This is a genomic window from Rhodococcus sp. PAE-6 (genome assembly GCF_025290685.1).
GTDB lineage: Bacteria > Actinomycetota > Actinomycetes > Mycobacteriales > Mycobacteriaceae > Rhodococcus > Rhodococcus pyridinivorans.
In genome coordinates, this window is record NZ_JAOCLZ010000001.1 from 142,913 (window position 1) to 162,719 (window position 19,807).

Here is a 19,807-nt window from a genome sequence, read left to right on the forward strand (position 1 = left end):
ACCGTTTCTCTCGAAAGGTACTCCTCCGTGACCCCACGTCCAGTTCGCACACTCTGCGCCGCCACCGCGATCGCCGCCCTCACCGCCCTGACCGGCTGCAGCTCCGACGACGCCGGCGACGACACCGCTGCCACGACCAGCGCAACGACGACCACCAGCACCACCGTGACCGCCGCGGTCACCGTCGAGCAACTGCAGGAACAGATCGACGTGTTCTTCGACCCGGCCGCCACCACCGAGGACCGTGCCGCGGTCGTGGAGCACGGCGCCGCGCGCACCGCCGTGCTCGATCAGTTCACCGGTGTGCTCGCCGGCTACCCGCTCACCGGCACCGTCGGCGAGATCACCACGGTCGACGCCGACACCGTCACCGCGACCACCGAGGTCGCCGGCCCGCACGGCGGCGCCCCGATGCCGCTGACCTTCGAGCAGATCGACGGCACCTGGGTCATCGCCGACGAGAGCGCCTGCTCGATCCTGGCCGCGGGCACGCTCAGCTGCGAATAACCCCTGCGGGTCGGCGTCGGCTCAGCCCTTGCTGGGCCGGCGCTGCGGCTTCGGGGTCTCCACCCCGTCCTGCAGGCGCCGGGCACTGACCAGGAACGCCGTGTGCCCCTGCATCCGATGCTCCGGCCGCACCGCCAGCCCCACCACGTGCCAGCCGCGCACCATCGACTCCCACGAACGCGGCTCGGTCCAGCAGGTCTGCTCCCGCATCGCCTCGACCACCCGCGACAGCTGCGTCGTCGTCGCCACATAGACGATGAGTACCCCGCCGGGCACCAGCGCCTTCTTCACCGTCTCGAGCACATCCCAGGGGGCGAGCATGTCCAGCACCACCCGGTCGACGCGGCCGTACTTCTCGACGTCGTAGTCCGCCAGATCGCCGAGCACCGTCGTCCAGTTCGCCGGGCGCTGCCCGAAGAAGGTGTCGACATTGCGCTCGGCGTATTCGAGATGGTCCTCGCGCACCTCGTAGGAGATCACCCGGCCGCTCTCGCCGACGGCGCGCAGCAGCGAACACGTCAGCGCGCCGGAACCGGCGCCGGCCTCGAGCACCGTCGCGCCGGGAAAGATGTCGCCCTCCTGCACGATCTGCGCGGCGTCCTTCGGGTAGATCACCTGCGCACCGCGCGGCATCGACATCACATAGTCGACGAGCAGCGGACGCAACGCCAGATAGGGGGTGCCGTTGGTGGAGGTGACCACCACACCCTCGTCGGTGCCGATCAGATCGTCGTGCAGGATCCCGCCGCGATGGGTGTGGAACTCCTTGCCCGGTTCGAGCACCACGGTGTACTTGCGGCCCTTGGCGTCGGTCAACTGCACCCGGTCCCCCACCTGAAAGGGTCCGCTGCGCCCGAGTCCGCCTACTGCCATCGCCGTGTCCACCTTCGTTCCAGCCCCGCACCCGGTATCGGGCACGCGGGTCCGGCACCGTGTCGGACCCGCGTCCTAGCCTGCCAGGTGTGACCACAGCTGCGCCCACACCCCCCACCGACACGACGCGGCCGGTCGCCCTGTCTCCCTCCCGGGCCGCCGACTTCACCCGCTGCCCGCTGCTCTACCGCTTCAAGGCCGTCGACCGGCTCACCGCACCCCCGACCCGCGCCCAGGCACGCGGCACCGTCGTGCACGCCGCCCTCGAAGCGTTGTTCGGCCTCGACGGACCGGCCCGCACCGCCACCTCCGCGCAGACCCTGCTGCCCGACGCCCTGGCCCGGGTCCTCGCCGCCACCCCCGATCTGGGCGTGGACACCGACGACGCGGGGTTCCTCGCCGAGGCCGCCGCGCTGCTGGACACCTACTTCACCGTCGAGGACCCCACCGCGGTCACCGCCGACGGCTGCGAACTGCGGGTGGAGACCACCCTCGACGGCGACGTCCCGCTGCGCGGCATCATCGACCGCCTCGATGTCGACGCCACCGGTGCGGTGCATGTCGTCGACTACAAGACCGGCCGCGCCCCGTCCCCGCGCGGCGAGCGGGCGGCGCTGTTCCAGCTGAAGTTCTACGCGCTGATCGTGTGGCGGCAACGCGGCATCGTCCCGGCCTCGCTGCGGCTGCTGTATCTCGGCGACGGTCAGGTGCTGCACTACCGGCCCGACACCGAGGAACTGCGCCGCTTCGAACGGATCGTGCGGGCGATGTGGGCGACGATCCGGCAGTTGCGCGCCAGCGGCGACTTCCGCCCCAATCCCGGTCCCGGCTGCCGGTGGTGCGATCATCGGGCATTGTGCCCGGCGTTCGGCGGTACCCCACCGCCGTATCCCGCCGACGGCGTTGCGACGCAATCGACACCGGGCGCGCCCCACCGCATCGAGCAGCAGGAGAATCCCGAGTGAGCGACGCCGCCTACTACGTGCCGGTCCCCCGGCCGACCACCCCCACCGGCCCGGTCGACGACGTCGAGATCGCGGTGTTCCGCCCCACCGAATACACCGTCAGCACCTGGGGACCGCACCTGCAGCACGGCGCCCCACCCTCGGCGCTGCTCGCCCGCGCCATCGACCGGCACCGGCCCCGCCCCGACACCCGCCTGAGCCGGCTCACCGTCGAACTGCTCGGCCCCGTCCCCCTCACCGACCTCGAGGTGCGCACCCACATCGAACGACCCGGTCGCCGCATCGAACTGGTCGTCGCCGAATTGTGGGCCACCGCCCCCGACGGCACCGACCGCCCGGTGGCGCGCGGCACCGGCTGGCGCCTCGAAACCATCGACCTGCCGCAGGTCGCGCGGACCTCCGAAACCCCGCTGCCCGCCCCCGACCACTTCGAAGCCACCGCCCCGCACGTCTTCTGGAAGGGCGGCTACATCGACACCGTCGAATGGCGCATCATCGTCCCCTTCGGCGCTCCCGGCCTGTCGTCGGCGTGGGTGCGCAGCGAGATCGCCCTCGTGGAAGGCGAAACCCCCAGCGGGCTCGACCGGTTGATGAGCGTCGCCGACGTCGCCAACGGTGTCGGATCCAAACTCGACCCCCGCGAGTACACCTTCCTCAACACCGAACTGACCGTGCACCTGTTCCGCGCCCCCGAGTTCCGCGAACAGGACTGGGTGGGGATCGCCGCGGAGATGTCCGTCGGACCCGACGGGGTCGGCATGACCGCCGGTCTGCTCTACGACGAGACCGGCGCGCTCGGCCGCATCGCCCAGAACGTGCAGGTGCGGTCCCGCTGATCAGCGGGACCGCACCGGAAGATGTCGGGATCGGTGCGCGTCTATTCGGGGGCGCGCATCGCCCGGCACGAGCGGATGTTCGACGCGAGGATCGCGCGGGCACCGATCTCGGCGAGCCGGTCCATCACCGCGTTGTGGCCCTTGCGCGGCACCATCGCCCGCACCGCCACCGAATTCTCGTTCGCCAACGGCGAGATCGTCGGCGACTCGAGACCGGGCGTGACCTGCACGGCCTGCTCGAGCAGGTGTTTCGGGCAGTCGTAATCGATCATCACGTACTGCTGCGCGAAGACCACACCCTCGAGACGGGCGATCAGCTGGTTGCGGGCCCGATCCGAGCGATCCGAATCCTCCCGCTCGATCAGCACACCCTCCGAATCGCACAACGACTCGCCGAAGGCGACGAGATCGTGCTGCCGCAAGGTCCGGCCCGAGCCGACCACATCGGCGATCGCGTCGGCGACCCCGAGCTGGATGGAGATCTCCACCGCACCGTCGAGCCGGATCACCTCGGCCTCGATGCCGCGGGCGGCGAGATCACGACGCACCAGATTCGCGTACGAGGTGGCGATGCGCAGACCCTGCAGATCCTCGACCGACCAGTCGCGGCCCTTCGGCGCGGCGTACCGGAAACGCGAGGACCCGAAGCCCAGCGACAACCGCTCGGTGACCGGAGCCCCCGAATCCATCGCCAGGTCGCGGCCGGTGATCCCCAGATCCAGCTCGCCGGAACCGACGTAGATCGCGATGTCCTTCGGCCGCAGGAAGAAGAACTCGACGTCGTTGACCGGGTCGATGACCGTCAGATCCCGCGAGTCGGTGCGCCGACGGTAGCCGGCCTCCTGCAGGATCTCGGCGGCGGACTCGGACAGCGAACCTTTGTTGGGGACTGCGACGCGCAGCATGACGGATTGGGTCCTTTCGAACGACGAGCAGAAGCGAGGAAGGGATCTACAGGGGGCACGGACGGCGGCACCGGCACAGCGGGCCACCGGCCGTCACAGATGCTTGTAGACGTCCTCGAGCTTCAGACCCCGCCCCACCATCAGCACCTGCACCCAGTACAGCAGCTGCGAAATCTCCTCGGACAGTTCCTCGTCGGACTGGTACTCGGCGGCGATCCACACCTCACCGGCCTCTTCGAGTACCTTCTTGCCCTGGAAATGCACGCCGGCGTCCAGGGCGGCGACGGTGCCGGAGCCCTCGGGGCGGGTCGCGGCGCGTTCGGACAGCTCGGCGAACAGGGAATCGAAGGTCTTCACAGGGGTCGATTGTTTCATGCCCCGCCACCGGCCCCACAGCCAGGACACCAACCCTCGCTCAGAACTCGAGTTCCCGCCCGCTGACGAACCGCCGCTCCACCCCTCTGATCGGATCGGTGAACTCCAGCGACCGCGCCAGCAACCGCAGCGGATCGGTGAAATCGTCCGCGTCGCGCCGCCGGAACCACGGATAGAAGTTGTCCCCCACGATCGGCACCCCCAACGACGCCAGATGCAGCCGCAGCTGGTGGGTGCGACCGGTGCGCGGGAACAACCGGTAACGGGCCAGCTCCCCACGCCGCTCGACCAGCTCGATGCGCGTCTCCGAATTCGGTTCGTCGGCGAACTGCTCGGCCGTCGGCTCCCCGTGCCGCTTGACGATCCGCGTGCGCACCACCTGCGGGAACGACAGGTCGGACCGATAACCGGCGACCGCCTCGTACACCTTGCGCACCCGCTGACGCTCGAACAGCTCCTGATAGGGCCGCCGCCATGCCGGATCCGTCGTGCACAGCAACACCCCGGCGGTCATCCGGTCGAGCCGGTGCACCGGCACCAGATGCGGCAACTCCAGCTCGCGCCGCAACCGCACCACCACCGACTCGCGGATGTGCGCTCCGCGCGGGATCGTCGCCAGGAAATGCGGCTTGTCCACCACCACGAGACCGTCCTCCCGATGCAACACGCGCACCGGGAACGGCACCGGCACCTCCGGCGGCGGATCGCGGTAGAAGTACACGAACCGCGTCGGCTGATACGGCGTGCACGCATCGACGCGGCGGCCGTGCTCGTCGACCAACTCCCCCGCCCCCATGTGCGCCGCCCAGTCCTCCTCGGGGTGGCCGGCCTGCAGGAACTCGACGATCGTGGCCGCGTCGACATCGGCGGGCATCCGGATGCGGTCGGGGCCGAGCCCCTCGCGCACCGGCAGCGGTGCAGCACGCACCGGTCTACGCCTCCACGAGGTCCGGGACGCAGCCCTCGCACACCAGAGTCAACTCCCGGCCGTGGAGATCCGGATGATTCCGGTACCGCGAGGTCGGCGTCCCGCACAGGGTGCAGCGGCCGATCACCGGCGCCTCGGCGCTGAACTCGACGTTCATCCGCCCGTCGAAGACGTACAGCGAACCCTCCCACAGGCCCTCGTCTCCGAAGGTCTCGCCGTAGCGGACGATGCCACCGTCGAGCTGGTAGACCTCTTCGAACCCGCGATTGCGCATCAACGCCGACAGCACCTCACAGCGCACCCCACCGGTGCAGTAGGTGACCACCGGGCGGTTCTTGAGATGGTCGTAGCGTCCGCTGTCGAGCTCGGCGACGAAATCGCGGGTCGTGGCGACATCCGGCACGATCGCATCCCGGAACCGGCCGATCTGCGCCTCGAAGCGGTTGCGGCCGTCGAAGAACACCACCTCGTCGCCGCGCTCGGCGACCAGCTCGTGCACGCCGTGCGGCGACAGATGGGTGCCGCCGTCGACGATGCCGTTCTCGTCGACCTTCACCTCGTCGGGCACCCCGAACGTCACGATCTCCGGACGTACCTTCACCGACAGCCGCGGAAAGTCGTCGCCGGTGCCGTCGGACCACTTGATATCGGTGTCCTTGAAGGCCGCATAACCGCGCAAGCCACGCACGTACTTCTTCACGTCGGCGATGTCACCGCCGACGGTGCCGTTGATGCCGTGCTCCGAGATGAGAATCCGCCCGGTCAACCCCAACGACGACGCGAGGGTGTGCTGCCACAACCGGATCGCCTCCGGGTCGGGCAACGGGGTGAACTTGTAGAACAGCACGATCTTCGGGACCGCCACCTCAGGGCACCCCCGCACCGTGCAGCTCGTGCAGATCCTCGGCGCTCAACCCCTCGAGCGTGGACCGGAACACCCGCCGCTCCGAGCCGGGCACATCCACCAGTGACGGCACCACCAGCACCATGCACCCGGCCGCATCCGCCGCGGCCGCCCCGGTCGGGGAATCCTCCACCGCCAGACACTGCGCCGGATCCAGACCGAGCAACTCCGCAGCCCGACGGTAGGGCGCCGGATCGGGTTTGCCGGCCGGCACCTCGTCGCCACACACCGAATGATCGAAATGCTCACGGCCCAGGGTCGCGAGGGCCACCTCACACAACGCCCGCTCGGTGTTGGTCACCAGCACCGACCCCAGTCCCGCCTCGCGGACGGTGCGCAGCGCGGCCTGCGCGCCGGGCCGCCACGTGAGCCCGTCGGCGAACAACCGGCCCATGTAGTCGGTCAGCCACGCCGCCGCAGCCGCCGCCTCGTCCGGGGACGGTTCCAGACCCAACCCGGCGAAGGTGCGCAGCACCGCCAGATCCATCGGCCCCCCGATCGTGGAGATGCGGGTCTCGTCGCTCATCGGCCCACCGAGATGCAACGACAACTCGTGCATCCCGATGTCCCACAAGCGTTCCGATTCGAGCAGGGTGCCGTCCATGTCCCACAGCACCGCCCGCAGCGCACCGGTCTGCACCGCGAGCGGCGCCTCCACCCGATCAGACATTGAAATACTTCGCCTCCGGGTGGTGCAGCACGAACGCATCGGTGGACTGCTCGGGATGCAACTGCAGCTCCTCCGACAGCTCCACCCCGATCCGCTCGGGTTCGAGCAGCTCGACCAGTTTGATGCGGTCCTCGAGATTCGGGCACGCGCCGTAACCGAACGCGAACCGGGCACCGCGGTAGGCAAGCTTGAAGTACTCCGCGACCTCCTCCGGATCCTCGTCCGCGGCCGTGCCGCCCTCGGCAAACGCCAGCTCCTGCCGCACCCGTCGATGCCAGTACTCGGCCAGCGCCTCGGTCAGCTGCACACCGATGCCGTGCACCTCGAGATAGTCGCGGTACGAATTCGACGCGAACAACTCGTTCGCGAAGTCCGCGATCGGCTGCCCCATCGTCACCAACTGGAACGGCCACACATCCACCTGGCCCGACGCGAGCGCATCCTCCCGCGACCGCACGAAATCGGCGATGCACAGGAACCGCGAACGCTGCTGCCGCGGGAAGGTGAACCGGTAACGCTCGGGAGCATCCGGGCGCGGCTCGGTCAGCACCACCACGTCGTCACCCTCGGACACCGCCGGGAAGTAGCCGTACACCACCGCCGCGTGCTGCAGGATGCCCTCGGTCGCCAACCGGTCCAGCCAGTACCGCAACCGCGGCCGGCCCTCGGTCTCCACGAGCTCCTCGTAGCTCGGGCCGTCGCCACCGCGCTGCCCGCGCAGGCCCCACTGCCCCAGGAACAGCGCACGCTCGTCGACCAGCGCCGCATAGTCGGCCAGCGGGATGCCCTTGATCACCCGGGTGCCCCAGAACGGCGGCGTCGGCACCGGCAGATCCTTCGCGACGTCACTGCGCTCGGGGATCTCCGCCGGCGTTTCCGCGGCCTTGCGCTTCTCCGCGATCCGCTTGCTGCGCTCGTGCCGCTCCTTGCGCTCGGCGGCCTTGCGGGCGGCCTCGATCGCCTCCGGACTGTCCGGCGCCGGACCCTCACCGCGCTTCTCGGCCATGACCCGGTCCATCAGCGACAGACCCTCGAACGCATCGCGCGCGTAGGACACCTTGCCCTCGTAGACCTCCGCCAGATCGTTCTCGACGTAACTGCGGGTCAGCGCCGCACCACCGAGCAACACCGGGAACTGCTCCGCGACCCCGCGGGAGTTGAGCTCCTCGAGGTTCTCCTTCATCACCACCGTCGACTTCACCAGCAGACCCGACATGCCGATCACATCGGCGCGCTTGTCCACCGCCGCGTCGAGGATCGTCGCGATCGGCTGCTTGATGCCGAGGTTGACCACCTCGTAGCCGTTGTTCGACAGGATGATGTCCACGAGGTTCTTGCCGATGTCGTGCACATCGCCCTTGACCGTCGCCAGCACGATCCGGCCCTTGCCCTCGTCGCCCGTCGACTCCATGTGCGGCTCGAGGAACGCCACCGCGGTCTTCATCACTTCGGCGGACTGCAGCACGAACGGCAACTGCATCTGACCCGACCCGAACAGCTCACCGACAGTCTTCATGCCCGACAGCAGCGTGTCGTTGATGATCGCCAGCGGCGGGGTGGTCCTCATCGCCTCGGTCAGATCGTCCTCGAGACCGTTGCGCTCGCCGTCGACGATGCGCCGCTCGAGCCGCTCGAACAGCGGCAACGCCGCCAGCTCCTGCGCCCGCGACTCGCGTGCCGACGCCGCCGACACCCCCTCGAACAGCTCCATCAGCTTCTGCAGCGGGTCGTAACCCTCGCTGCGCCGGTCGTACACCAGATCCAGCGCGACCTGCCGCTGTTCCTCCGGGATCCGCGCCATCGGCAGAATCTTCGACGCGTGCACGATCGCCGTATCCAGACCCGCCGCGGTGCACTCGTTCAGGAACACCGAGTTCAACACCTGCCGCGCCGCCGGATTCAGACCGAACGACACATTCGAGATGCCCAGCGTGAAGTGCACCTCCGGATGCGCCTCGTGGAGGCGGCGGATCGCCTCGATCGTCTCGATCGCATCGCGCCGCACCTCCTCCTGACCCGTCGAGATCGGGAAGGTCAACGCATCGACGATGATGTCCTGCGGCGACAACCCCCACCGACCGGTCAGATCCGCGATCAACCGCTCGGCGATGCGCACCTTGTGCTCGGCGGTGCGGGCCTGGCCCTCCTCGTCGATCGTCAACGCGACCACCGCCGCGCCGTGCTCGACGACGTGCTCCATGATCCGCTCGAACCGCGAACCCGGACCGTCGCCGTCCTCGTAGTTCACCGAGTTCACCGCACACCGACCACCGAGATGCTCGAGGCCCGCCTTGATCACGTCCGGCTCCGTCGAGTCGATCATGATCGGCAACGTCGACGACGTCGCGAACCGCGACGCCAGCTCCGCCATGTCCGCCGCCCCGTCACGCCCGACATAGTCGACGTTCAGATCAAGCATGTGCGCACCGTCGCGGATCTGATCCTTCGCGATGTCCAGGCACTTCTGCCAATCCGCGGCGAGCATCGCCTCCCGGAACGCCTTCGACCCGTTCGTGTTGGTCCGCTCACCGATCATCAGGATCGACGCGTCCTGCTCGAACGGCACCGAGGTATACAGCGACGACACACCCGGCTCCGGCTGCGCGGCGCGCGGCGCCGGCTGCACCCCCCGCACCGCCGCCGCAACCTGCCGGATGTGCTCGGGGGTGGTGCCGCAGCAGCCACCGACGAAGGTCAACCCGTACTCGGAGACGAATCCGGCCAGGGCCTCGGCGAGCTCCTCCGGCTGCAGCGGGTACTCGGCGCCGTTCGCGCCCAGCACCGGCAGACCCGCATTCGGCATCACCGACACCGGGATCGTCGCGTGCTGCGACAGATACCGCAGGTGCTCGCTCATCTCCGCCGGACCGGTCGCGCAGTTCAACCCGATCAGGTCGATGCCGAGCGGCTCGAGGGCGGTCAGCGCGGCACCGATCTCGGAACCGAGCAGCATCGTGCCGGTGGTCTCCACTGTCACGTGGGTAACGATCGGGATCCGGCGACCGGCCTGCTCCATCGCCCGCTTGCTACCGATGATCGCGGCCTTCGCCTGCAACAGGTCCTGACAGGTCTCCACCAGGATCGCGTCGGCACCACCGTCGAGCATGCCCAGCGCCGCCTCACCGTAGGCGTCGCGCAGCGCAGCGAACGGCGCGTGGCCGAGGGTGGGCAGCTTCGTACCCGGACCCATCGACCCGATCACCATCCGGGCCATGCCGTCGGCGCCGGGACCCATCTCGTCGGCGACCTCGCGGGCGAGGCGGGTACCGAGCTCGGACAGCTCACGGATGCGGTCGGCGATGTCGTAGTCGGCGAGGTTGGGCAGGTTGCAGCCGAAGGTGTTCGTCGAGACGACATCGGCGCCGGCCTCGAAGTACGCCCGGTGGATCCCCCGGATCACATCGGGACGAGATTCGTTGAGGATCTCGTTGCACCCCTCCAAACCGCGGAAGTCGTCGAGCGACAGATCCGCGGCCTGCAACATGGTGCCCATCGCCCCGTCTCCGATGACAACGCGCTGGCTCAGCGCATCGAGCAGGACAGAATGAAGTGGGGTGGACATGCCCTTCAGACTAGTGGGCGCCCGGATCGGGCCGGGTCGTAGGCTGGACGAGTGAGTACACCCGAGTTTCCCGAGACCCCGGACCAGGACGTCCCCGTCCTGCGCGATCCGGTGCTCGTCGCCGCCTTCGAAGGGTGGAACGACGCCGGCGACGCCGCCAGCGGCGCCGTCGAACACCTCGAGTTGATCTGGGACGCCGAGCCGTTCGCGGAGCTGGACTCCGAGGAGTACTACGACTACCAGGTCAACCGGCCGCAGGTGCGGCTCGTCGACGGGGTCACCCGCGAGATCGACTGGCCCACCACCCGGCTGTCGCTGTGCTCCCCGCCCGGCAGCGACCGCGACATCGTCCTCCTGCACGGCATCGAGCCGAGCATGCGCTGGCGCAGCTTCTGCGACGCCATCATCGAACTCGTCGACGAGTTCGAGGTCCACACCGTCGTCCTGCTCGGCGCACTGCTCGCCGACACCCCGCACACCCGCCCGGTCCCGGTGACCGGCACCGCCTACAGCTCCGAGGCCGCCGAACGCTTCAAGCTGCAGACCTCCCGCTACGAAGGACCCACCGGGATCACCGGCGTGCTGCAGGACGCCTTCGTCCGCGCGGGCATCCCCGCGGTGTCGTTCTGGGCGGCGATCCCCCACTATGTGTCCAACCCGCCGAACCCCAAGGCCACCGTGGCGCTGCTGCGCCGCGTCGAGGACGTCCTCGACCTCGAGGTGCCCCTTGGCGAACTCCCCCTCCTCGCCGAGGAGTGGGAACAGACCGTCACCGACATGATCGAGGACGACGAGGAGATCGCCGAGTACGTGCGCACCCTCGAGGAGCGCGGCGACGCCGAGGCCGAGGAGGACATCTCCGAGGTCATCGCCAAGATCGACGGCGACGCCCTCGCCGCCGAGTTCGAACGCTATCTGCGGCGACGGGGCCCCGGCGGCTTCAACAAGTGAGGGATCTGCGCGAACCGCTGCAGCGCACGGCGCTGTACGCGGGCGGCTTCCTCGGTCCCTTCGGCGGCAGTGTCGTCGTGTCGATGCTGCCGGAGATCGGCGCCGACACCGGTGTGTCCACCGGCACAGCCGCGACGACGGTCACCGCCTATCTCGGTGTGTTCGCCGCCGCGATGCTGTTCTCCGGCACGCTCGGCGCACGGTGGGGACGCGTCCGCACCGTGCGCACCGCCTATCTCGTCTACGCGGCGGTCTCGATCGCCGCGGCGCTGGCGCCGACCTTCTCGGTGCTCATCGGCACCCGCATGCTGCAGGGCGCGGCCAACGCGTTCACCACTCCGCTGCTGCTCGCGGCGCTGGCCGTTATCACCCCGAAGGACAGGCTCGGCCGCGCTCTCGGATTGTTCGGGGCGATGCAGGCCGCCGGCCAAACCGTCGCCCCACTGATCGGCGGTCTCGCCGCCGAGGTGAGCTGGAGATGGGCGTTCGTCGTGCTTGCCGGCGCCGCGCTGCTCCTGGCGCTCGCCGGCCTGCCCGAATCGGTGCGCGACGACCCGTCCGGTACCACTCGGGTCCGACTGCGCGACGCGCTGACCCCGCGCGTCCTGCGTATCGGGCTGGTCGCATTGCTCGGTTGGGGTGCGCTCGGCGGACTCGGATTCCTCCTCGCCTTCCGGGTCGAGGACGACTTCGGGTTGTCCCCGTCCGAACGCGGCGTGGTACTCACCGTGTTCGGACTCGCCGGCATCCTCAGTTCCCGGCCGGTCGGGATGCTCATCGACCGCGTCGGTGCCCGCGCGATCGTGCTCATCGGCGCGGTGAGCGGCGCAGCGCTGGTCGTGGTCGTCGGTACCGTCCCGTGGCTCGTCGTGCTCGGCGTCGCGTGGTTCCTGGCAGGTATCGCTTCGCAGTTCATCCTCGTCGGGGTCAACGCCGCGGTGCTCGGTGGGCCGGGCGGCAACCGCGGTGGCGCGGTGTCCGTCGTGCAGGCCTTCCGCTTCGGCGGTGCGGCCTTCTCCCCTCTCCTGCTGACGCCGGTGTACGGCGCCGACCCGGTCCTCGCGTTCCTGCTGCCTGCCGCGCTGCTCGGTGTGCTCGTTCCCCTGGCCATGACTCGACGCCCTGAGGCATCGAGCCGCTGACACCGACGTTTTCCTGGCAGGTTTGGTGGTTGGTAGCTGGTGCCGCTCTATGTGGTGAGTAGGTCCCGAAGGAGGATGGGTTCTGGTTTTCTATGGTTTCCGTATCGTTCAGAATATCTCCAAAGCTCTCGAACCGGTCCCGCAGTCGCCTCAGACCGAGCGTCTCTCCCGTCCTCGCCCACCCGGCGTCCGGCCGGTCCACCGCTGGAACGCCACCGAGAAGCTCGACGCATCGGCGTAGCCCAGACAGTGCGCCACCCTCTCCACCGGCAGGCCCGCATCCAGCAGCTCCCCCGCCATCGTCCCCAGCGTCTCGGCCACGATCGCCCGGTACGAGGTCCCCTCCTCCCCCAGCTGCCGCCGGAGGGTGCGCACACTCGACCCCAGCTCCGCGGCCACCTGGTCCTGCGTGGGGCCCTCCGCGGCCCGGCGCAGCAGCACTTCCCGCACGCGGGCGCCGAGCTCGCCGTGGTTCTGTCTGCGCTGCAGCAGTTCCGCGCACTCCCGCAGCAGTACGGCGGCGGCCTCCGGGCTCGCGGTCGGCATGGGCCGGTCCAACGCCCGCGCGTCCACTACCACCGCATGCGTCGACGTCGCGCTCCAGCAGGAAGCCCCGCAATCGAAGAAACGGGTGCCCACCTCGATGCCGTCGCGCACCGTCGCGCAGCTCATCAGGGCGTAACCGAAGATCCCGTGCACCGCCGCCCGGATCGATGCGCGCTTCGGCACCACGGTGTTCCGGTGGCCTCTGGACGTCACCGACCGAGGATCCTTCGACGAATTCCTCAGCCTGGCCCACATGGAGTTCGGCGGGATCGACGCGCTCGTCAACAACGCCGGCATCATGCCCACCGGCGCGTTCCTCGAGGAGACCGACACGGTCACCGACCGGCAGATCGACATCAACGTCCGCGGTGTGATCCTCGGTTCGAAGCCGGCCGCGGCGCGGTTCACCGAACAGGGCTACGGACACATCGTCAATCTCGGCTCCGTCGTGGGCATCGAAGGCGCCCCCGGCCTCACGGTGTACTCCGCGACCGAGCACGCCATGGTCGGCCCGGACGAGGTCGCCGCCGCGATCGTGCAGGTGATCGCGACGGCTCGTCCCGGCCTGCGGTACGTGCCCCGCACGGCGGGCGCGATCCTCGGAGCGCGGAAGGCGGTGCCGGAGGCGACCCGTCACCGCATCACCGCGGCATTCGGTCTGCAGTCGCTGGCACTGAACACCGACGAGACCGCGCGGGCGGCCTACCGGAGGCTCCGAACCAGGCAGCGGCCGGCGAGGACTCGGTGGCGACGGATCCCTCCGGCAGCGCACGCTGATCCGACGCGCGCTGCCGACCGGGGCTCAGTCTCCGGTCGGCAGCGCGCGTAGCGAGCGCACCGTGGCGTCGACGGCGCGAGCCGCCTCGGCGCCCTTCTTGACGAAGTGCCGCGTGAAGTACTCGACGTGCTCGTCGTGCTCGTGGAAGTTGTGCGGGGTGAGCACGACGGAGAAGACCGGCACATCGGTGTCGAGCTGGACGCGCATCAGGCCGTCGATCACCGCGGTGGCGACGAAGTCGTGCCGGTAGATGCCGCCGTCGACGACCAGCCCGGCCGCGACGATCGCGTCGTAGCGCCCGGTCTTCGCCAGTCGCTTGGCGTGCAGCGGGATCTCGAAGGCGCCGGGGACCTCGAAGAAGTCCAGGGCGTCCTGCGAGACGCCGAGGCGGGTGATCTCCTCGGTGAAGCCTGTACGTGCCTGGTCGACGATGGTGCGGTGCCAGGTCGCCTGAACGAACGCGATGCGCCCGGTGATGTCGGTCATGGTCACGAAACTAGCGCATGCCGCGTCATAGTTTGCGGTGCGGGAGAGGCGCTGTTCCGCCCTGTGGGATTTCGATTATTTCTCTTTTCCGTCATGCACAGAGTGACTACGGTGGTGGATGTGACACAGTCGGCTCCCGCCCCCGAGAACACCATCGGTCCCCGCCCCGAGCGGTACATCGACATCTACCGTCGCGCCACCGCCCGACTCGAGGCGTGCCTGCCGCTCGGCTGGTCGCTGTCGAGCGACCGCCCCCGCTCCCCCGAGGCACCCACCCGGATGCTCGTCTCCGCCCCCGACGGCGACACCGTGTCCTTCTCCGTGGTCGCCTCCCGCGGTGTGCTCTCCGGCGACGTCGCGCGCATCGCCGCCGACCTGTCCGACTCCGACCGCGGCTTCGTGTGCGCCCACTATCTGTCCGATCCGGTGCGCCGCCAGCTCGACCGGCACGGCATCTCCTACGCCGACGCGACCGGCAACCTCTCGCTCGTCGCCGACCGCCCGGCGGTGTGGGTCCGCGACCGCGGCGCCGACGCCGACCCGTGGCGCGGCCCGGGCCGCCCGTCCGGGGTGCTCACCGGCGAACCGTCCGACCGCGTGGTGCGCGCACTCGCCGATCACGTCGGGGAGATCTCCGTCCCGGAACTGATCAAGCTGTCCGGCGCGTCCACCGGCGCGACCTACCGCGTCGTCGAGGTGCTCGTCGAACGTGAGCTCGTGCGCCGGGTCCCGCGCGGCCCGATCGTCGAGGTGCGCTGGGAACCGATGCTGCGGGCCTGGGCCGCCGAGCGGAAGGTGTGCGCGGTCCGCCGGTTCACCGCCCCCGAGGGCGTCACCGCGACCCGCGCGCGACTGGCCGAACGCATCGACATCCCCTACGCGCTCACCGGCGTCGGCGCCACCGACTACGCGGCCCCGACGCTGCTCGAGGTCTACGCCGACGACCCCGACGACTTCGCCGACAGTCTCGGCCTGCGCCCGGTCGAGCACGGCGGCGACGTCGTGGTGGCGATCCCCTGGTCGCCGGTGGTCTTCGAACGGATGGACCGTCGCAGCGGACTGCGCCATGCCGCCGTCTCACACGTCTACGCCGACCTGCTGACCGGCCCGTTCCGCAACGACGATGCCGCCGAACACGTCCGCTCCCGGCTCACCGCGGACGAGCACTGGCGACGCCCGGTCCGCTGACCGCTGCATCCGGCCGATCCCCCTCCCCGGATCCACGGCCGAGCCTTTCGATCTTTGTGTACGGTGCGAACCATGACGGGTCGCCGCGACGACAGGAGTACCGATCAGATGACCGCGCCGCGCACCGTGGAGGACCTACCGTCGGCACTCGACGGCGCCGCCCTGTCCGATCGTCTCGCGGGCCGCCGGCCCGCGGTCTTCCTCGACTACGACGGTGTGCTCACCCCGATCGTCGCCCGTCCCGAGGACGCGGTGTGGTCGGATGCCATGCGCCGCACCGTCCGTGAACTCGCCGACCGCGTGTCGGTATGCATCGTCACCGGCCGAGACCGCGACGTCGTCCAGCAGCTCATGGGGGTCGACGATCTCGTCGTCGCCGGCAGCCACGGTTTCGACATCTGGAGCCCCACCCACGGGCAGATCGCCCACGACGTCCTCACCGACTTCACCGATCTGATCACCGAGACCACCGAGACCCTGCGCACCCGCCTGGACGGTCTCGACGGTGTCGGCATCGAACCGAAGCGCGCGTCGGTTGCCGTGCACTACCGGCAGGCCTCCCCCGAGGTGCACGACCGGGTGGGTGCGATCGTCGAGACGCTGTTGCAGGAGAACCCCGACCGGCTCGCCGTGGTGCCGGGAAAGATGGTCTACGAACTCAAACCGGCCGTGAACTGGAACAAAGGCAAGGCGGTTCTGCACCTGATCGAGGTCCTCGATCTCGCCTCCGACGACGTCGTGCCGCTCTATCTCGGCGACGACATCACCGACGAGGACGCCTTCCGGGCGTTGCGGGGTCGCGGCATCGGGATCCTCGTCGGCAGCCCCGACGACCCGGAGATGGCCGGACGCCGCACCGACGCCGAGTTCGTCCTCGCGTCGGTCGACGACGTCGAACGTTTCCTGTCGGCCCTGGGTAGATGACAGCGCCGCCGGGTGACAGCACCGCCGGACAGTTCGTGTCGAGTACGACCCGCCAGGAGGTTCGCGTGTACGACCCGGAGTTCACCCTCGACTACGACGGTTTCGATCCAGACGACGAACCCCTGCGCGAAGCCCTGACCTCGACGGGCAACGGCTACTTCTGTTCACGCGGCACCGCCGAGTGGGAAGACATGGGCGAGGTCCATTATCCGGGGACCTACGCGCATCGTTGCTACAACCGCGAGACCACCATCATGGGTGGCAGCCCGGTCCTGAACGAGGATCTGGTCAACCTCCCGAACTGGCTCGTGCTGAAGCTGCGCATCGACGGCGGCGAGGCGATCCGCCTGGCACAGGTGGAGATCCTCGACTACCGGCACGTCTACGACATCCGCACCGCCACCGTGGTCCGCGAACTGCGGTTCCGGGATCGGCACGGCCGCGAGACGTCGCTGTGCAGCAGGCGGTTCGTGAGCATGGAGCATCCGAACCAGGGGGCGCTCGAGTGGTCGCTGACCCCGGAGAACTGGTCGGGGCGGGTCGAGATCGTCACCGCCCTCGACGGCCGGGTCTCCAACCGCGCCGTGGCCCGCTATCGCGATCTCGAGGCACGGCACCTCGATCCGGTCTCGCCGCGCACCTACGGCCCCGAGACGATCGCGCTGAAGGTGCAGATCCGCCAGTCCGACACCTACATCGCCCAGGCCGCCCGCACCCGGGTGTTCCGGGAGGGCTCGTGCGGGGCGATGCTCGTCGACCGCGATCTGTACCAGATGGAGGACTACATCCAGCAGGTCCTCTCCTTCGACATCGCCGAGGGCTCGACGGTGCGCATCGAGAAGATGGTGGCGATGTTCACCTCCCGCGACGACGCGATCACCGAGCCCCTCGCCTCCGCGGGCCGGCACGTGTTGCGCTATCCGGATTTCGCCGAGGCGTACGACGAGCACGTCGCGGCCTGGGACGAGTTGTGGGACATCTGCGACATCCGGCTGCCGCGGGAGCCGCGCGCGCAGTTGCTGCTGCGCCTGCACGTCTCGCACGTGTTGCAGGTCTGCTCACGGCACACCGCGCGTCTCGACGCGGGAGTGCCGGCGCGCGGACTCAACGGCGAGGCTTATCGCGGGCACGTGTTCTGGGACGAGATGTTCGTCTATCCCTTCCTGAACATGCGGGTCCCCGAGATCACCAAGGGACTGATCCTCTACCGCTACCGCCGGTTGGGGGAGGCGCAGGCCGCGGCGAGCGAGGCCGGTTACCGCGGCGCGATGTTCCCCTGGCAGAGCGGCAGCGACGGCACGGAGGAGACCCAGACGGTGCATCTCAATCCGATGTCGGGGCAATGGGATCCGGACTTGAGCCGGAACCAGCGTCACGTCAGCGCCGCGATCTTCTACAACGTGTGGCACTACTACCAGGCCACCGACGACGTCGACTTCCTGGCCGACTACGGCGCCGAGATGATGCTCGAGATCGCGCGGTTCTGGGCGTCGATCGCGCACTACAACCCGGAGCGGGACCGCTACGAGATCCATGGGGTGATGGGACCGGACGAGTTCCACGAACGGTATCCGGGGTCCACCGAGGCCGGGCTACGCAACAACGCGTACACGAACGTGATGGTCGCGTGGATCTCCGCGCGCGCCCTGGACGTCTTCGAGGTGCTGTCGAAGAGCCGACAGACGGCCCTGCGGGCCCGGTTGCGCGTCACCGACGAGGAACTGCGGACCTGGTCGGAGATGAGCCGGAGAATGTTCGTGCCCTACCACGACGGGGTGATCAGCCAGTTCGAGGGCTACGAGGATCTCGAGGAACTCGACTGGGAGCACTACCGCACGAAGTACGGCAACATCGGTCGGATGGACCGCATCCTGCGTGCGGAGGGCCGCGACCCGGATGCCTACAAGGTCGCCAAGCAGGCCGACACGGTGATGCTGTTCTTCCTGTTCGACGATGCCGAGTTGCGCCAGGTGTTCGAGCAGCTCGGTTATCCCTACGATCGCGACCTCGTGCGCCGCACCGTCGACTACTACGACCAGCGCACCTCGCACGGCTCGACGCTCAGTCACGTGACGTTCGCCGGTGTGCTCGCCACCTTCGACCCGCAGTCGTCGTGGCTGCGGTTCAAGCTCGCGCTCGAGAGCGATGTCAGCGACCTGCAGGGCGGCACCACCAAGGAAGGCATCCACATGGGGGTCATGGGCGGCACCCTCGATCTGGTGCAGCGCTACTACGTCGGTGCCCGCCCGTACGGCGACGTGCTCGTCTTCCGGCCCAAGCTCGTCTCGCACCTCGACGGGGTGTCGTTCTCCATGCGGTACCGCGGCACTCCCCTGCGGGTGCGGATCGACGGCGACAAGCTGTCGGTGCGCGCCGAGACCGAGGGCTTCCGGGTGCCGGTGCAGGTCGCGGTGGACGGCGAACTCGTCGAGCTCGGCGCCGGCGAGTCGCACGAGTTCCGGCTCGCCGCCGTCCCTGCCTGACCGCGAGGAGGACATCGTGCCCGAGACGCAGTCGCGGTTCCGTGCGGTGATCTTCGACGTCGACGGGGTGCTCGTCGATTCACCGCACGAGACGGCGTGGCGGGAAGCGCTGGCGGAGTTGATGACCGGCGACTGGCGCGACCTGCAACCCGAGACCTCCTGGACCGACGACGCGTTCACCGCGGCGGTGTACCGGCAGGTGCTGTCGGGTCGGCCGCGGATGGACGGCGCCCGCGCTGCGCTCGAATACTTCGCGGTGCCCGACGCCGAGCGCCGCGCGGTGGACTACGCCGAGCGCAAGCAGGCCCGGTTGCTGCGGTTGATCGACGAGCGCCGGTTCCGCGCCTACGACGACGGGGTGCGCTTCGTCGCGGCCGTGCAGGCGGCGGGGATCGCGGTGGCCGCGGCGTCCTCGTCGAAGAATGCCGGGCTGTTCCTGCGGGCGGTCCCCGCCCACGACCGTCCTGGCGAGACGCTGCTCGACCGGTTCGACGCGGATCTGTCCGGCCGCCCGGTCGCCCACGGCAAACCCGACCCGGAACTGTTCCTCACCGCCGCCGACGAACTCGGGGTGCCCGCCCAGGCGTGCGTGGTCGTCGAGGACGCGATCAGCGGGATCCGGGCGGCGAAGGCCGGCGGCATGTGGGCGCTCGGTGTCGCCCGTTTCGACGACGCCGCCGACCTCGAGGACGCGGGCGCCGATCTGGTGGTGACATCCCTCGACGAGGTCGACGTCGACGCCTTCACCGCCGGGCGACTGGCCCGCCGCGGATCGGTTTGATGC

Annotated in this window: 19 protein-coding genes; 10 read left to right on the forward strand and 9 right to left on the reverse strand. The window is 69.3% G+C overall.

Annotation, left to right across the window (positions count from 1 at the left end):
- The first annotated feature begins 27 nt into the window (after nt 1-27).
- On the forward strand, nt 28-507 hold the full coding sequence (locus NVV99_RS00595; protein WP_024101037.1) for a hypothetical protein: 480 nt from the start codon (nt 28-30) through the stop codon (nt 505-507).
- Between the two features lie 21 nt (nt 508-528).
- On the opposite strand, the gene NVV99_RS00600 is transcribed toward NVV99_RS00595, so the two are convergent.
- Nucleotides 529-1,380: a tRNA (adenine-N1)-methyltransferase gene (locus NVV99_RS00600; protein WP_019289521.1), complete on the reverse strand. Its 852-nt coding sequence runs from the start codon at nt 1,378-1,380 to the stop codon at nt 529-531.
- 89 nt (nt 1,381-1,469) lie between these two features.
- On the opposite strand from NVV99_RS00600, the gene NVV99_RS00605 reads away from it, so the two are divergent.
- Nucleotides 1,470-2,345, forward strand: a complete 876-nt coding sequence (locus NVV99_RS00605; RefSeq protein ID WP_024101036.1) for a RecB family exonuclease — start codon at nt 1,470-1,472, stop codon at nt 2,343-2,345.
- On the forward strand, nt 2,342-3,181 hold the full coding sequence (locus tag NVV99_RS00610; protein ID WP_024101035.1) for a thioesterase family protein: 840 nt from the start codon (nt 2,342-2,344) through the stop codon (nt 3,179-3,181). The genes NVV99_RS00605 and NVV99_RS00610 overlap by 4 nt, the downstream gene beginning before the upstream one ends.
- A 41-nt stretch (nt 3,182-3,222) precedes the next feature.
- Here NVV99_RS00610 and hisG read toward each other — a convergent pair whose 3' ends face one another.
- The 6 genes from hisG to metH form a co-directional block, all read right to left on the reverse strand.
- Nucleotides 3,223-4,086, reverse strand: a complete 864-nt coding sequence (gene hisG, locus NVV99_RS00615; RefSeq protein ID WP_006552165.1) for an ATP phosphoribosyltransferase — start codon at nt 4,084-4,086, stop codon at nt 3,223-3,225.
- 93 nt (nt 4,087-4,179) lie between these two features.
- On the reverse strand, nt 4,180-4,461 hold the full coding sequence (locus tag NVV99_RS00620; protein WP_170318512.1) for a phosphoribosyl-ATP diphosphatase: 282 nt from the start codon (nt 4,459-4,461) through the stop codon (nt 4,180-4,182).
- Nucleotides 4,462-4,501: 40 nt separating this feature from the next.
- Nucleotides 4,502-5,389, reverse strand: coding sequence for a pseudouridine synthase (locus tag NVV99_RS00625; RefSeq protein ID WP_024101034.1), 888 nt, complete (start codon nt 5,387-5,389; stop codon nt 4,502-4,504).
- 4 nt (nt 5,390-5,393) lie between these two features.
- Nucleotides 5,394-6,254 carry a rhodanese-related sulfurtransferase gene (locus tag NVV99_RS00630; RefSeq protein ID WP_019289517.1) on the reverse strand — a complete coding sequence of 287 codons (861 nt, stop codon included), beginning with the start codon at nt 6,252-6,254 and terminating at the stop codon, nt 5,394-5,396.
- Between the two features lies 1 nt (nt 6,255).
- Nucleotides 6,256-6,963, reverse strand: a complete 708-nt coding sequence (locus NVV99_RS00635; RefSeq protein ID WP_041803364.1) for an HAD family phosphatase — start codon at nt 6,961-6,963, stop codon at nt 6,256-6,258.
- The gene (gene metH, locus NVV99_RS00640; RefSeq protein ID WP_024101032.1) at nt 6,956-10,525 is read right to left on the reverse strand and encodes a methionine synthase; all 3,570 of its coding nucleotides are present in this window, start codon (nt 10,523-10,525) and stop codon (nt 6,956-6,958) included. The genes NVV99_RS00635 and metH overlap by 8 nt, the downstream gene beginning before the upstream one ends.
- Before the next feature lie 51 nt (nt 10,526-10,576).
- Between metH and NVV99_RS00645 the strand changes: the two genes are divergently transcribed.
- Together NVV99_RS00645 and NVV99_RS00650 are read left to right on the forward strand one after the other, a co-directional pair.
- Entirely contained in the window at nt 10,577-11,476 is a 900-nt protein-coding gene (locus tag NVV99_RS00645; protein WP_006552160.1) for a PAC2 family protein, read from the forward strand.
- Nucleotides 11,473-12,618, forward strand: coding sequence for an MFS transporter (locus tag NVV99_RS00650; protein ID WP_006552159.1), 1,146 nt, complete (start codon nt 11,473-11,475; stop codon nt 12,616-12,618). Before NVV99_RS00645 ends, NVV99_RS00650 begins: the two co-directional genes overlap by 4 nt.
- A gap of 150 nt (nt 12,619-12,768) precedes the next feature.
- Here NVV99_RS00650 and NVV99_RS00655 read toward each other — a convergent pair whose 3' ends face one another.
- The gene (locus NVV99_RS00655; RefSeq protein ID WP_144376935.1) at nt 12,769-13,377 is read right to left on the reverse strand and encodes an AraC family transcriptional regulator; all 609 of its coding nucleotides are present in this window, start codon (nt 13,375-13,377) and stop codon (nt 12,769-12,771) included.
- On the opposite strand from NVV99_RS00655, the gene NVV99_RS00660 reads away from it, so the two are divergent.
- The gene (locus NVV99_RS00660; RefSeq protein ID WP_024101030.1) at nt 13,352-13,993 is read left to right on the forward strand and encodes an SDR family NAD(P)-dependent oxidoreductase; all 642 of its coding nucleotides are present in this window, start codon (nt 13,352-13,354) and stop codon (nt 13,991-13,993) included. The genes NVV99_RS00655 and NVV99_RS00660 overlap by 26 nt on opposite strands.
- Here the strand turns inward: NVV99_RS00660 and NVV99_RS00665 are convergent.
- On the reverse strand, nt 13,967-14,428 hold the full coding sequence (locus NVV99_RS00665; RefSeq protein WP_006552156.1) for a 6,7-dimethyl-8-ribityllumazine synthase: 462 nt from the start codon (nt 14,426-14,428) through the stop codon (nt 13,967-13,969). The genes NVV99_RS00660 and NVV99_RS00665 overlap by 27 nt on opposite strands.
- 120 nt (nt 14,429-14,548) lie before the next feature.
- Between NVV99_RS00665 and NVV99_RS00670 the strand changes: the two genes are divergently transcribed.
- The 4 genes from NVV99_RS00670 to NVV99_RS00685 all read left to right on the forward strand — a co-directional run bounded on the left by NVV99_RS00670 (nt 14,549) and on the right by NVV99_RS00685 (nt 19,804).
- The gene (locus NVV99_RS00670) at nt 14,549-15,616 is read left to right on the forward strand and encodes a helix-turn-helix domain-containing protein (RefSeq protein ID WP_024101029.1); all 1,068 of its coding nucleotides are present in this window, start codon (nt 14,549-14,551) and stop codon (nt 15,614-15,616) included.
- A gap of 72 nt (nt 15,617-15,688) precedes the next feature.
- Nucleotides 15,689-16,540: a trehalose-phosphatase gene (gene otsB / locus NVV99_RS00675; protein ID WP_232238093.1), complete on the forward strand. Its 852-nt coding sequence runs from the start codon at nt 15,689-15,691 to the stop codon at nt 16,538-16,540.
- Nucleotides 16,541-16,605: 65 nt separating this feature from the next.
- Nucleotides 16,606-19,023, forward strand: a complete 2,418-nt coding sequence (locus tag NVV99_RS00680; protein ID WP_024101027.1) for a glycoside hydrolase family 65 protein — start codon at nt 16,606-16,608, stop codon at nt 19,021-19,023.
- 16 nt (nt 19,024-19,039) lie between these two features.
- Nucleotides 19,040-19,804 carry an HAD family phosphatase gene (locus NVV99_RS00685; protein WP_041803361.1) on the forward strand — a complete coding sequence of 255 codons (765 nt, stop codon included), beginning with the start codon at nt 19,040-19,042 and terminating at the stop codon, nt 19,802-19,804.
- The last annotated feature ends 3 nt before the right edge of the window (nt 19,805-19,807 follow it).

Bases quoted from the DNA above. Each gene is read 5' to 3' on its own strand.
- NVV99_RS00600 (WP_019289521.1), bottom strand. From the start codon at position 1,380: ATGGCAGTAGGCGGACTCGGGCGCAGCGGACCCTTTCAGGTGGGGGAC.
- hisG (WP_006552165.1), bottom strand. From the start codon at position 4,086: ATGCTGCGCGTCGCAGTCCCCAACAAAGGTTCGCTGTCCGAGTCCGCC.
- NVV99_RS00620 (WP_170318512.1), bottom strand. From the start codon at position 4,461: ATGAAACAATCGACCCCTGTGAAGACCTTCGATTCCCTGTTCGCCGAG.
- NVV99_RS00635 (WP_041803364.1), bottom strand. From the start codon at position 6,963: ATGTCTGATCGGGTGGAGGCGCCGCTCGCGGTGCAGACCGGTGCGCTG.
- metH (WP_024101032.1), bottom strand. From the start codon at position 10,525: ATGTCCACCCCACTTCATTCTGTCCTGCTCGATGCGCTGAGCCAGCGC.
- NVV99_RS00665 (WP_006552156.1), bottom strand. From the start codon at position 14,428: ATGACCGACATCACCGGGCGCATCGCGTTCGTTCAGGCGACCTGGCAC.
- otsB (WP_232238093.1), top strand. From the start codon at position 15,689: ATGACGGGTCGCCGCGACGACAGGAGTACCGATCAGATGACCGCGCCG.